Here is a 13153-nt window from a genome sequence, read left to right on the forward strand (position 1 = left end):
AAGAACATGGCTATCTTCATCAACAAGGACTCCAAGGTCATCGTCCAGGGCATCACCGGCGGCGAAGGCTCCAAGCACACCTCCCGTATGCTGCATGCCGGGACCAACATCGTCGGCGGCGTGAATGCCCGCAAGGCCGGCACCACCGTCAAGCACAAGGACCAGCACGGCGCCGAGATTGAGCTGCCCGTCTTCGGCTCGGTCAAGGAAGCTATGGCTGAAACCGGCGCCGACGTCTCCATCGTCTTCGTTCCGCCGGCCTTCACCAAGGACGCCGTGGTCGAGGCGATCGAAGCCGAGATCGGCCTCGTCGTCGTCATCACCGAAGGCGTGCCCGTGCAGGACTCCGCCGAGTTCTGGGCCCTGGCCCAGTCCAAGAAGGACGCCAACGGCGAGCAGGTCACCCGCATCATCGGCCCGAACTGCCCCGGCATCATCACCCCCGGCGAATCACTGGTCGGCATCACCCCGGCCAACATCACCGGCAAGGGCGGCGTGGGCCTGGTCTCCAAGTCCGGCACCCTGACCTACCAGATGATGTACGAACTGCGCGACCTGGGCTTCTCCACCGCCATCGGTATCGGCGGCGACCCGGTGATCGGCACCACGCACATCGACGCCCTGGCTGCGTTCGAAGCTGATCCGGACACCAAGGCCATCGTCATGATCGGCGAAATCGGCGGCGACGCCGAGGAGCGTGCGGCCGAGTTCATCAAGAAGAACGTCACCAAGCCGGTCGTCGGCTACGTGGCCGGTTTCACCGCCCCGGAGGGCAAGACCATGGGCCACGCCGGCGCCATCGTCTCCGGCTCCTCGGGCACCGCGCAGGCCAAGAAGGAGGCCCTTGAGGCCGCCGGCGTCAAGGTCGGAAAGACCCCGTCCGAGACCGCCCACCTGCTGCGCGAGGTCTACCCCGAGCACGAAGAGGCCTCGAACCTCTAAGCACGCGGTACCTCAACGAACCTTCTCCGGTTCGTTTGCCCGGCTAATGCCCCGTTCCGCCCGGAACGGGGCATTAGCTGTTCCCGAATCAATGTGAGTACGACGGCGCCCGTTCACCTTCCGTTCGAAAAGGTGGGCAGGCGCCGTCGTACTCTAACGTGGCGGCCGAGGCAGGCCGGGCCGGCGGCGCTAGTCTGAAGACGCACCCCCATAGACCGAAGGAGAGACGCGTGCGAGCTGTCGTTATTCATGGACCGGGAGACATCCGGGTGGAAGACCGGGACTACCCCGAGCTGAAGCTGCCGACCGATGCCCTGGTCCGCGTCACGGCCGCGTGTGTCTGCGGTTCCGACCTCTGGCCGTACCGCGGGGTGCGTCCTACCGAAAAACCGCGGGCGATTGGCCATGAGTTCGTCGGGGTGGTCGAGAAGGTCGGCGATGCTGTCTCCACGCTTGCGTCGGGGGACTTCGTGATCGCGCCGTTCGTGGTCAGCTGCGGCAACTGCCCGTCCTGCCGGAACGGCGTCACCGTGGCGTGCAGCCACCGCGCGGCCTGGGGCGGGGAGGACGAGCACGGGCACTACGTCGACGCCGGGCAGGGCGAGGCGGTCCGGGTCCCGTTGGCGGACGGCACGCTGGTCCGCGTGCCCGGCGTGACCGAGCCGGAGGCGGCGCTGGCGGCGAGCCTGCTGACGCTGTCGGACGTGATGGCCACGGGGCACCATGCTGCCGTGAGCGCCAAGGCGGGCCCGGGCCGGAGCGTTGTGGTGGTCGGCGACGGCGCCGTCGGGCTATGCGGGGTGCTGGCGGCCAGGCGGCTGGGCGCCCGCCGCATCATTGCGATGTCCCGGCATGCCGACCGCCAGGCGCTGGCCCGGGAGTTCGGCGCCACCGACATCGTGGCGGAACGCGGAGCGGACGGTGCGCGCAAGGTCCGCGAGCTGCTGGGCGGCGTGCTGGCCGATTCGGTGCTCGAATGCGTCGGGACCAAGGAATCGATGGACCAGGCGCTGCGCTGCACCCGGCCCGGCGGCAGCCTCGGCTACGTGGGCGTGCCCACCGGCGGCCCGGAACTGCCGATCGGAGTGCTCTTCGCCAAGAACATCTCGGTTGCCGGCGGCATGGCTCCGGCCCGGACGTATATTCCGGAGCTGCTGGAGGATGTGCTGGCCGGCGCCATCGTCCCGGGCCGCGTCTTCGATGTCGAAATGCCGCTTGAGGATGCGCCCGAGGCCTACCGGGCGATGGATGAGCGACGCGCCATCAAGGTGCTGCTGAGGCCCTGACCGGCACGATTGTGCTCTTCTACCCATTGACTCCCGGTTTAAGCCCCGCTTAGACTCGCAGCCAGCTAGCCAGTTCCATTTTCGTAACTTTTGTCTCCGTTAGCGAATGAATGGTGCAAAAATGACCCCGCCTCTCATGCGACGCCTTGGCGCAGAAGTGCTTGGCACGGCAGTACTGGTAGTTTTTGGAGTCGGCTCCGTGCTTGCGGCGCTAACCGTGGGCCAAGGAGAGTTGACATATCCGGGCGTCGGGTTCATAGCCCTGGCGTTCGCGATCGCCGTGGCCGTTGCCATCTACGGTTTCCTGGCGGTCTCCGGCGCGCACATCAATCCGGCCGTGACGATCGCCCTGGCCGTGACGCGGCGCTTCCCCTGGGCTGAGCTCCTTCCTTACATCATCGCCCAGCTCGTGGGTGCCGCCATCGGCAGCCTCCTGCTGGTGGCCTCCTTCGGAACGCGGGCCGTGGACTTCGGCGGCGGCGCCACGGTACTGGGGAACGGAGTCTCCTACGGCCAGGGCATCATGGCCGAGGCCCTGGGAACCTTCCTGCTCATGCTGGCCGTCATGGCTGTAGCGGTGGACAGGCGCGCACCCAAGGGCTGGGCCGGCCTGATCATCGGGCTCGCCGTGGCCGGAGCCATCCTGGTCATCGGCCCGCTGACCGGCGGTTCGCTCAATCCCGCCCGTACATTCGGCCCCTACGTCGTCCAGTCCATCTTCGGCGGCTCGGTCGAGTGGTCGCAGTTCCCCCTCTACGTCATCGGCCCCTTCATCGGCAGCATCGTCGCCGCCGTGGTCTACGACCTGGTGGTTCGCCCGCGCGAGGTCCCCGAAGGCGAACCACGGGCCGACGAACCGACAGTGGCGCCGGAGGACAGCAAGAAGCATTTGTCCGACAACGAGTAATCACGCACGTTCTATCGAGCCAACAGATCAGCGGGGCACTGCGGCCTCGTGCTTACTGGAAACGAGAGGAAAACACCATGACGGGAAACCGTGTTGTCGTTTACAAAGGGCCGGGGGAAGTAGCGGTCGAGACAATCGACTATCCGAAGCTCGAGCTGCCCTCCGAGGTAGCCACCAAGATGGGCATCCAGCAGAAGGCCCCGCATGCGGCCATCCTCAAGCTGGTGACGACCAATATCTGCGGCAGCGACCAGCACATGGTCCGCGGGCGCACGACGGCGCCCGTCGGCCAGTCGCTCGGCCACGAGATCACCGGCGAAGTCGTCGAGACCGGCGATGACGTGCTCTTCGTCAAGGAAGGCGACATCTGCTCGGTCCCGTTCAACATCGCGTGCGGCCGCTGCCGGATGTGCAATGAGGGCAAGACCGGCGTCTGCCTCAACGTGAACCCGGCCCGGCCCGGCGCTGCTTACGGCTACGTCGACATGGGCGGATGGATCGGCGGGCAGGCCGAGTACGTGATGGTGCCCTACGCCGACTTCAACCTGCTCAAGTTCCCGGACCGGGACCAGGCGCTGGAGAAAATCCTGGACCTGACCATGCTCTCGGACATCTTCCCCACGGGCTACCACGGTGCGTTCACCGCCGGCGTGACAACGGGGTCCACCGTCTACGTCGCGGGTGCGGGCCCGGTCGGCCTGGCCGCGGCGTTCTCCGCGCAGGTGCTCGGTGCCTCGGCCGTGATCGTCGGCGACATGAAGGCCGAGCGGCTCAAGCAAGCCGCCAGCTTCGGCTGCGAGACCATCGATCTTAGCCAGGAAGGCGATCTGCCGGACAGGATCGAACAGATCCTCGGGGTCCCCGTGGTCGACGCCGCCGTGGATGCCGTGGGATTCGAGGCCCGCGGCCACGGCGCCAACGCCGGCGAGGCGCCGGCCACCGTGCTGAACGACATCATGTCGGTCACGCAGGTGGGCGGCGCCCTGGGCATCCCCGGCCTCTACGTCACGGGCGACCCGGGTGCCGTCGACGAAGCCGCCAAGGTCGGCCGGATCGGCGTGAGCCTCGGGACGGGCTGGGCGAAGTCGCTCTCCTTCACCACCGGCCAGTGCCCGGTCAAGCGCTACAACCGCAAGCTGATGAACCTGATCCTCGCCGGCAAGGCGGACATCGGCAAGGCCGTGAATGCCACTACCATCGGCCTGGACGAAGCGCCCCAGGGCTACCGGGAATTCGACCAGGGAGCGGCGAAGAAGTACGTGATCGATCCGCACGGCATGGTCCCGGCGTAGGCCGGTGCGGGCGGCCGGGCCGTAGAAGGCCCGGCCGCGCAAACGAGGGGCACGGCCCGCAGCGAACGGCGGACCGTGCCCCTCCCTTGTGCCCTGATTGGCTGGGCCGCTAGGGACTCAGCCCCGCAGCCGCTCCATGCCCGGATCGACGAGCGGCTCGGCAGTCACGGTGGCCGCGACCCGGCGGCCGAAGTACTCGATCTCCACCTTCTCGCCCTCCGCGGCGTCGGCCGGCAGCCAGGCATAGGCGATCGGCTTGCCGATGGTGTGGCCGAACGCGGCGCTCGTGACATAGCCGGCGGGCCTCGACTGGAAGTACACCGGCTCCTTGCCGAGCACGACGGAACGGCCGTCGTCGATGGTCAGGCAGCGCAGCCGCCGGCCGGATTCCTGCGGGACCGCCAGTGCCTCGGAACCGACGAACGGTCCCTTGTCGGCCTTGACCGCGAAGCCCAGCCCGGCTTCCTCCGGCCGGTGTTCGGACGTCATCTCGTGGCCAAAGAGCCGGTAGCCCTTCTCCAGCCGCATGCTGTTGAACGCGGCCCGGCCGGCGGCGATGATGCCGTGCTCCTGTCCCGCCTCGAACAACGCGTCCCACAGCTTCAGGCCCTGGTCGGCCGTCGTGTAGAGCTCCCAGCCGAGCTCTCCCACATAGGACAGCCGCATCGCGGTGACGCTCAGCCCCGCGATCCGGACCTGCGCGGTGCGGAAGTACTTCAGCGAGGCGTTGCTGAAGTCGTCGTCGCTGACCTTCGAGATGACCTCGCGCGCCAGCGGGCCCCAGAGGCCGATGCAGGCGGTGCCGGCGGTGATGTCGTGCACCTGTACCCAGCGGGCGGGATCCGCCGCGCTCTGATCGGCGGCCTCGCGGCGCAGGTACTCGAAGTCGACGTTGTTGTTGATGCCGGCCTGGAACAACTCGGCGCCAATCCGCGCCACCGTGATGTCGCTGCGCACCCCGCCGGCCTCGTCGAGCAGGAGGCAGTACGTGACGGCGCCGGGTTTCTTGTTGATCTGCCCGGTGCTCAGCCGCTGCAGCAGGTCCAGCGCGCCGGGGCCGGAGACCTCCACCCGCTTCAGCGGAGTCATGTCGTAGAGGGCGACGGCGGTGCGCGTCTTCCACGCTTCGGCAGCGGCGATGGGGGAGTGGAAGCGTGCGGACCAGCTGTCCCGCTCCGGCGGCTGCCAGGCGGGGGGCAGTTCCGCGAGCAGGCCGGCGTTCGCTTCGTACCAGTGCGGGCGCTCCCAGCCGCCGGACTCGAGGAAGAAGGCGCCCAGTTCCTGCTGCCGCGGGAAGAAGGGGCTGGTGCGCAGGTTGCGCGGGGAATCCTTGGGCTGCAGCGGATGCAGCACGTCGTAGATCTCCACGAAGTTCTGCTGCGAGGTTTCGCTGACGTAGGCCTCGGAACGCTGCACGTCTTCGAAACGCGTGGCCTCGCATTCGTGCAGGTCCGTCCGGGAACGGCCCTCCACCAGCAGTTCCGCCACGGCCTTCGCCACGCCGGCCGAGTGGGTGACCCAGACGGCCTCAGCCAGGTAGAAGCCCTTGACGTCGGGGGATTCGCCGATCAGCGGGCCGCCATCCGGGGTGAAGGAGAAGATTCCGTTGAATCCGTCCTCGATCCGGGCCCCGCGCAGCATCGGCAGCAGCCGCTGGCTTTCTTCCCATGAGGGCGCGAAGTCCTCCGGCGTGAAGTCCAGCCGGGACGGCATCCGGTGCTCGGACATCTGCTCCGCAGTGAAGACGGGCAGCTCATCCAGGTCCACGGGCATGGGCCGGTGGGCGTAGGAGCCGATGCCGATGCGCTCGCCGTGCTCGCGGTAGTACAGGTCGGCGTCCTGGTGCCGCAGGATCGGCAGCCGGGCGCCGTTGGGAAGCTCGTTACGTCCCTTGAGCTCGGGCACCGGGGTGGTCTTCACGTACTGGTGCGCCAGCGGCAGCAGCGGAACGTCCATGCCGACCATGGCGCCGACCTTCGGACCCCAGAAACCTGCACAGGAGACAACGATGTCGGCCGGCACCTCGCCGTCGTTGGTCTCTACAGCGGTGACCCGGCCGCCCTCCTCACGGATGCCGGTGACCGCGGTGGAACCGCGGAAGACGACGCCGGCATCGGACGCCCGCTCGATCAGCAGCTGGACGGCGCGGGCGGCCTGGGCCAGCCCATCGGAGGGTACGTAGAGAGCGCCGAGGACACGGTCGCGGTCCAGCAGCGGGTAATGCTTCTCGCACTCGTCCGGGTCGATCAGCCGGCCCTCGACGCCCCAGGACGTGGCGTAGCCAAGCTTGCGCTTGAGATCCTCGAGCCGTTCCTCGGTAGTGGCAACCTCCAGGCCGCCCAGCTGCCAGAAGCATGACTGGCCGTCCTTGGTCAGCGACAGCAGCTTGTCGACGGTGTAGCTGGCGAATTCGGTCATCGTCTTGGAGGCGTTGGTCTGGAAGACCAGGCCCGGGGCGTGCGAGGTGGAACCGCCGGCCAGGTGCAGCGGGCCCTGCTCGAGCACCGTGACGTTGTTCCAGCCGCGGGTAGCCAGTTCGTCGGCGAGGTTGGCGCCGACGATGCCGGCTCCAATGATGACGACGCGAGGTGAGGTCATGGGTGTTCTCCTAAGTAACGTCTTGGTCGATAAGCGGACGCGGGCGTCCGGGGGAAGTTAGTTGGTATTGGCCGGGCAGCGCTCGCCGTCCGGGCATTCGTCGTCGCACTCGTGTTTGGTGACGAGGTCGAAGCGCACGCCTCGGTGCTGGTCCACACCGGAGCGGATCGCCCGCTCTACCACGGAGTCGGCCAGCCGCTTGCGCAGGGCAAGCGGATCGCGGCGCAGGTCCTTGACCAGGGCGAAGCACATGAGTGACATCACCAGCACGAATGGCAGCGCCGACACGATGGTGACCCGTTGCAGGCCGCTGAGGGCTTCGGCTGGCTGGTCGCCGCCGGCCAGGAGCATCACCGCGGCGACGGCGCCGGTGAGGGCGCCCCAGAAAATGACCACGCCGCGGCGCGGTTCCTCCGTGCCATTGGAGCTGAGCGAACCCATCACAATGGAGGCCGCGTCGGCGCCCGTGACGAAGAAGATGGCCACCAGGACCATGGCGAGGATCGAGACCGCGCCGGCGATGGCATTGGGCATTGGCAGGTGGTGCAGCAGGTCGAAGAGCGCGCCGTCGAAGGAAATGGTGGGCGTGCCGTCGACGACGGTGGCGATTCCGTCGTCCGGGGCCGAAGTAGCGTCGGCCGCGGACTGGATGTTGATAGCGGCGCCGCCGAAGACGCCGAACCAGATCACGCTGACGATGCTGGGCACCAGCAGCACACCGGTGACGAACTGGCGGATGGTGCGGCCGCGGCTGATCCGGGCGATGAACATGCCAACGAAGGGCGTCCAGGACACCCACCAGGCCCAGTAGAAGATGGTCCAGCCGGACATCCAGGTGCGCAGCGCGTCGTCACCCACGGCCTCGGTCCGGGACGCCATCTCGGCCAGGTCCCGTGCGTAGTCGCCGACCGCGGCCGGGATCAGGTTCAGGATGAAGAGCGTCGGCCCGGCCACGAACACGATAATGGCCAGAACCACGGCCAGGACCATATTGATGTTGGAGAGCCACTGGATGCCGCGGCTGATGCCCGAGACGGCGGAGGCGATGAAGCATGCGGTGAGGACGGCGACGATCGCCACCAGCACCGGGGTAGCCAGTTGGCCGCCGATCCAGCCGTTGGAAGCCATGCCGCTGCCGATCTGCAGGGCGCCGAGTCCGAGGGATGCCGCGGTACCGAAGAGTGTGGCGAAGATGGCCAGCATGTTGATGACCTTGCCGAGCGGACCTTCCACCCTCCGGATTCCAAAGATGGAGGTGAACGTTGCCGAGATGAGCTGCCGGCGGCCGAGCCTGTAGGTTCCGTAGGCCATGGCAGCGCCCACTACCGCGTACATGGCCCACGGGTGCAGGGTCCAGTGGAAGATGGAAGTCGCCATGGCCGTCTGGACGGCCGCAGGCGTCTGTCCGTCGACTGTGCCGGGCGGCGGGGAGATGTAGTGGTAGAGCGGTTCGGCAACACCGTAGAACATCAGGCCGATCCCCATACCTGCGGCAAACATCATCGAGATCCAGGAGACCATGGAGTACTCGGGCTTTTCGCCGTCCCTGCCCAGCGGGATATTTCCGAAGCGGCTCAGGGCCAGCCACAGCACGTAGACCACGAACAACGAAGCCATTGCGACGAAGAGCCAGCCGGTATTTTCCATGACCCAGTCCAGCATTACCTGGGACGTGGCCGCGAAGTTGTCCTTTCCGGTAAACCCCCAGACGACGAATGCCAGGGTCAGCAGGCCGGCCACCCCGAAGGTGACCTTGTCGAGGCCCTCCCTGCCGAACAGCCGGCGACGCGTCGCCGCCTGTTCGGTCTTGCTCTCCCGCAGGGCCTGGAGGATCTGCCGGTCCTCTTCGACCGGAGCAAGCTCCGGTTCTGTATCCGGGCTAACGGGAGGTTCGTTGCTTTGGCCGACGGTGACGTCGCTGTTGATTGCCATGAACGGTTCCTTTTGTTTCGGGGAAGAGGACTCAGGCGTGGCCGTCGACGGTCAGGCCCGGCGGGAGGTTCGGAGCCTCGGTGGATTCCTCCACCATGATGTCGCCGTCGACCACGGATACCTTGTGCACCCGGACCGGGAGCTTGGCCGGGGGAGCGTCGACCTGCCCGGTGCGCAGGTCGAACTTCGAGGCGTGCAGCGGGCATTCGACTTCGCAGCCCTCCACCCAGCCGTCGGCCAGCGACGCGTCCTGATGGGTGCAGGTGTCGTCGATGGCGAAAAGCTCGCCCTCCTCCGTGTGGAAGACGGCGATGGGTGGGGCGGTATCGAGGCGCAGGGCGTCTCCCGGGGCGAGGTCCTTGAGCGGACAAGCTTTGTGCATCGGCTGCGACCTTTCGTCTGCCATAATCTGCCTTGCGGCGGTAGTTCCGTCATGAACAACCTTGTTCACAATAGGCAACACCATGCGGTGTGGGGCGGGTCACTGTCAAGGTTTTTGTGTTGCGGCCATGTAAACACTTTCGCTACGGCCTAGGACGCCGGAAACCGTCATCAAAAGTCTTGACAGGACTTCCGTGCAGCTTCATGCTGTTTCACATGGCGACACGTGTTGCCAATAGCGCGATTTTCACGCTCCCCCTCGCTCCCATCTAAGGGAGCACCCTTTTCCATCCGTTTGAAAGGGCAATCCATGCAGACTCTCGCAGTGGTCGGAGCTTCCCTCTCAGGACTCTCCGCCGCACGCGCGGCCCGTACCCAGGGGTTCACCGGCAGGCTCATCATGATCGGCGATGAGGAGCACCGCCCCTACGACCGTCCCCCGCTGTCTAAGGACTTCCTGGCCGGCAGGATCACCACCGATGACCTTGCCCTGGAGACCGCAGGGGAGGACCTGCAGGCAGAGTGGCTAGTAGGAAGCCGTGCGGTCCGCCTAGACGGTGAATCCCGCACCATCACTCTCGCCAACGGCGAGAGCCTGTCGGCGGACGGGATTGTCCTGGCTACCGGCGCGTCCGCCCGCACTCTGCCTGAGCTGGCCGGCCTGGCCAACGTCTTCAGCCTGCGTACCCTGGCGGACGCCCAGATGCTGGGCGAGGAACTGCAGCCGGGCCGCCGGCTGGTCGTTGTAGGGGCCGGCTTCATTGGAGCCGAGGTAGCCTCCACTGCGAAGGGCCTTGGCCTGGAAGTCACTGTTATTGAGGCCCAGCCGACTCCGCTCCGTGGTCCCCTGGGCGAAGAGATGGGCACCATCGTCGGAGGTCTCCACGGCCTCAACGGCGTGGAACTGATCTGCGGTACGGGCATCGACCTCTTCTATAGCGGAGAAGGGACAGTCACCGGCCTGCGGCTGACCGACGGCCGCTACGTCCCGGCGGACCTCGTGCTGGTTGGCATCGGTGCCATCCCGAATACCGGCTGGCTTGCGGGCTCCGGAGTGGAAACCGGCAACGGCATCGTCTGTGATGCCTCGGGCCGGACCAACGTGACCGGAATCGTGGCCGTCGGCGACTGCGCGGCCTGGTTCGACTCACGGCTGGGAGCCCACCGCCGGGTGGAGCATTGGACCACGGCAACGGAGCATCCCGAGGTCGCCGTGGCCGCCCTGCTGGACAGGCCGGCGGCACGGCCCATCAAGGCACCGTACTTCTGGTCGGACCAGTACGGAGTGAAGCTGCAGTTCGCGGGCAACGCCGCCCAGGCCGAGCGCGTGTCCATCGAAGCCGGCGACCCCAGGGACCACAACGTCCTGGCGCTCTACTACCGCGGCGAGGAGCCGGTGGCGGTCCTTGGCATGAACCAGCCGCGGCTCTTCACCAAGTGGCGCCGCAGCCTGAGCACTTCGGCCGCGACCGATTCCGTCGCCGCCTAACCTCCGCCCCGCCACCCTTTCCGCACCGCACGTCACATCGTCTTCAACAGAGGAAGCAAGCATGACCACCGAAATCATTTCCGAGAGCCTGATCGCTACCCTGCCGGGCCACACGTATACGGATGCCGCGATTTTCCGTGCGGAGCAGGAGCGGATTTTCGAGCAGATGTGGTTCTGCGCGATCCGTTCGTCCGATCTGGACAAAGCGGGGGCGTGGAAGACGGTGCAGATCGGCCGGGAGTCCGTGCTGATCAGCCGGACCCGCAAGGGCGATATCCGTGCCTTCTACAACATCTGCCGGCACCGCGGCGTGAAGCTGTGCATGGAGGAATCCGGCGAGGCCGCCCGGTCCTTCCAGTGCCCGTACCACGCCTGGACCTACGACTTCGAAGGCAAGCTCATCGCCGCGCCGAACCTGACCAAGATGCCGGACATCGACCGGAACGAGTACGGTCTGGCCAAGGTCCACATCCGCGAGTACCTAGGCTATGTCTGGGTCTGCCTGGCGGAAGAGCCGCCGTCGTTCGAAGACGACGTCATGGGGGCGATCGAGGAGCGCCTGGGCGACGTCCACGCCGTCGACGGCTACGACGTCGCGAACCTGAAGGTCGGCCGGCGGATCAGGTACGACGTGAAGGCCAACTGGAAGCTCATCATCGAGAACTTCATGGAGTGCTACCACTGCGCCACCATCCACCCGGAACTGACCGAAGTGCTCCCGGAATTCGCCGACGGCCTGGCCGCGCAGTACTTCGTCGGCCACGGCGCCGAATTCGGCGACGACGTCAAGGGCTTCACCATCGACGGCTCCGAGGGCCTGGACGTCATCCCCGGCGTCGGCGAGGACCAGGACCGGCGCTACTACGCCATCACGATCAAGCCCACCGTGTTCGTGAACCTGGTACCGGACCACGTCATCATCCACCGCATGTTCCCGCTCGCGGCGGACCACACCATCGTCGAGTGCGACTGGCTCTACCTGCCCAGCGTGGTCGAGTCCGGCAAGGACGTCACCGCCTCGGTCGAACTGTTCCACCGCGTGAACATGCAGGACTTCGACGCCTGCGAACGCTGCCAGCCGGCCATGGCCTCCAAGGTCTACGCCCACGGCGGCGTGCTCGTCCCGAGCGAGCACCACATCAGCGCCTTCCACCAATGGGTGCACTCCAAGGTCGGCGACGTCCAGCGCGCCGGCGAAGACCTGCTCGGCCTCACCCCCGACACCGCACCCCTGGAAGAACGCGCCCGGACCGTCGTGGGCTAAGGCTTATCCGGCGGAACGCCGACCCATCCCTCCGGCTGCCCGGCCTGCTTGAAGACTTCAGGCGGCCCGGGCAGCCGCCAGCCAACAGAATTCCCCGGGTATGAAAGGAATTGCCCCCAGCATGGTTCATAAGGTCAAGGCCGTTGTGGCCAAAGAGAAGAACGCCCCGGTCAGCATCGAGACCATCCTCGTGCCGGACCCGGGCCCGGGCGAGGCCCTGGTCGACATCCTCACCTGCGGCGTCTGCCACACCGACCTGCACTACAAGCAGGGCGGCATCGGCGAGGACTTCCCCTACCTCCTGGGCCACGAAGCCACCGGCACCGTCGCCGCCATCGGCGAGAACGTCACCGAAGTCGCCGTCGGCGACCGCGTCATCCTCAACTGGCGCGCGGTCTGCGGCCAGTGCCGCGCCTGCGCCAAAGGCCAGCCGCAATACTGCTTCAACACCCACAACGCCACCCAAAAAATGACCCTCGAAGACGGCACCGAACTATCCCCGGCCCTGGGCATCGGCGCGTTCGCCGAGAAAACCCTCGTCGCCGCCGGCCAGTGCACCAAGGTCGACCCCGACGCCGACCCCGCCGCCGTCGGCCTGCTCGGCTGCGGCGTCATGGCCGGCATCGGCGCCGCGATCAACACCGGCGACGTCAAACGCGGCGAATCCGTCGCCGTGATCGGCTGCGGCGGCGTCGGCATCGCCGCCATCGCCGGCGCCAAACTCGCCGGAGCGACCACGATCATCGCCGTCGACATCGACGACAACAAAATCGACATGGCCAAACAACTCGGCGCGACCCACGGCGTCAACTCCAGGGAACAGGACCCCGTCGACGCGATCCGCGACCTCACCGGCGGATTCGGCGCCGACGTCGTCATCGAAGCCGTCGGCCGCCCCGAAACCTACAAGCAGGCCTTCTACGCCCGCGACCTCGCCGGCCGTGTCGTCCTCGTCGGCGTGCCCACCCCGGACATGACCCTCGAACTGCCCCTGCTCGACGTCTTCGGCCGCGGCGGATCCCTGAAATCCTCCTGGTACGGCGACTGCCTCCCCTCCCGGGA

Annotated in this window: 10 protein-coding genes; 7 read left to right on the forward strand and 3 right to left on the reverse strand. The window is 67.0% G+C overall.

Translation table 11 applies throughout. From position 1 onward, the window contains the following. The first annotated feature begins 6 nt into the window (after positions 1-6). The 4 genes from sucD (at position 7) to fdhA (ending at position 4427) form a co-directional block, all read left to right on the forward strand. Positions 7-942, forward strand: a complete 936-nt coding sequence (gene sucD, locus AHIS1636_RS14155; RefSeq protein ID WP_264796483.1) for a succinate--CoA ligase subunit alpha — start codon at positions 7-9, stop codon at positions 940-942. Between the two features lie 230 nt (positions 943-1172). Beyond that, positions 1173-2228, forward strand: coding sequence for a zinc-dependent alcohol dehydrogenase family protein (locus tag AHIS1636_RS14160; protein WP_264796484.1), 1056 nt, complete (start codon positions 1173-1175; stop codon positions 2226-2228). A gap of 136 nt (positions 2229-2364) precedes the next feature. Beyond that, complete coding sequence (locus tag AHIS1636_RS14165) at positions 2365-3135, forward strand: MIP/aquaporin family protein (protein WP_275116381.1); 771 nt, start codon at positions 2365-2367, stop codon at positions 3133-3135. Positions 3136-3212: 77 nt separating this feature from the next. Then, entirely contained in the window at positions 3213-4427 is a 1215-nt protein-coding gene (gene fdhA, locus AHIS1636_RS14170; RefSeq protein WP_264796486.1) for a formaldehyde dehydrogenase, glutathione-independent, read from the forward strand. 117 nt (positions 4428-4544) lie between these two features. Here fdhA and AHIS1636_RS14175 read toward each other — a convergent pair whose 3' ends face one another. From AHIS1636_RS14175 to AHIS1636_RS14185, 3 genes are read right to left on the reverse strand one after another with little or no spacing between them, the layout of a single operon-like run. Next, positions 4545-7025 (reverse strand): GcvT family protein, encoded by a 2481-nt coding sequence (locus AHIS1636_RS14175; RefSeq protein ID WP_264796487.1) that lies wholly within the window; start codon positions 7023-7025, stop codon positions 4545-4547. 57 nt (positions 7026-7082) lie between these two features. Further along, on the reverse strand, positions 7083-8957 hold the full coding sequence (locus AHIS1636_RS14180) for a BCCT family transporter (protein ID WP_264796488.1): 1875 nt from the start codon (positions 8955-8957) through the stop codon (positions 7083-7085). 31 nt (positions 8958-8988) lie between these two features. Further along, on the reverse strand, positions 8989-9339 hold the full coding sequence (locus tag AHIS1636_RS14185) for a bifunctional 3-phenylpropionate/cinnamic acid dioxygenase ferredoxin subunit (RefSeq protein WP_264796489.1): 351 nt from the start codon (positions 9337-9339) through the stop codon (positions 8989-8991). A gap of 309 nt (positions 9340-9648) precedes the next feature. On the opposite strand from AHIS1636_RS14185, the gene AHIS1636_RS14190 reads away from it, so the two are divergent. The 3 genes from AHIS1636_RS14190 to AHIS1636_RS14200 form a co-directional block, all read left to right on the forward strand. Beyond that, positions 9649-10827 carry an NAD(P)/FAD-dependent oxidoreductase gene (locus tag AHIS1636_RS14190; protein ID WP_264796490.1) on the forward strand — a complete coding sequence of 393 codons (1179 nt, stop codon included), beginning with the start codon at positions 9649-9651 and terminating at the stop codon, positions 10825-10827. Positions 10828-10888: 61 nt separating this feature from the next. Beyond that, positions 10889-12091 (forward strand): aromatic ring-hydroxylating oxygenase subunit alpha, encoded by a 1203-nt coding sequence (locus AHIS1636_RS14195; protein ID WP_264796491.1) that lies wholly within the window; start codon positions 10889-10891, stop codon positions 12089-12091. A 121-nt stretch (positions 12092-12212) separates the two neighbouring features. Further along, positions 12213-13153 (forward strand): S-(hydroxymethyl)mycothiol dehydrogenase (locus AHIS1636_RS14200; protein ID WP_264796492.1); only part of this gene is annotated, 941 nt, incomplete at its 3' end.

The organism is Arthrobacter mangrovi (assembly GCF_026011795.1).
Taxonomy (GTDB): domain Bacteria; phylum Actinomycetota; class Actinomycetes; order Actinomycetales; family Micrococcaceae; genus Crystallibacter; species Crystallibacter mangrovi.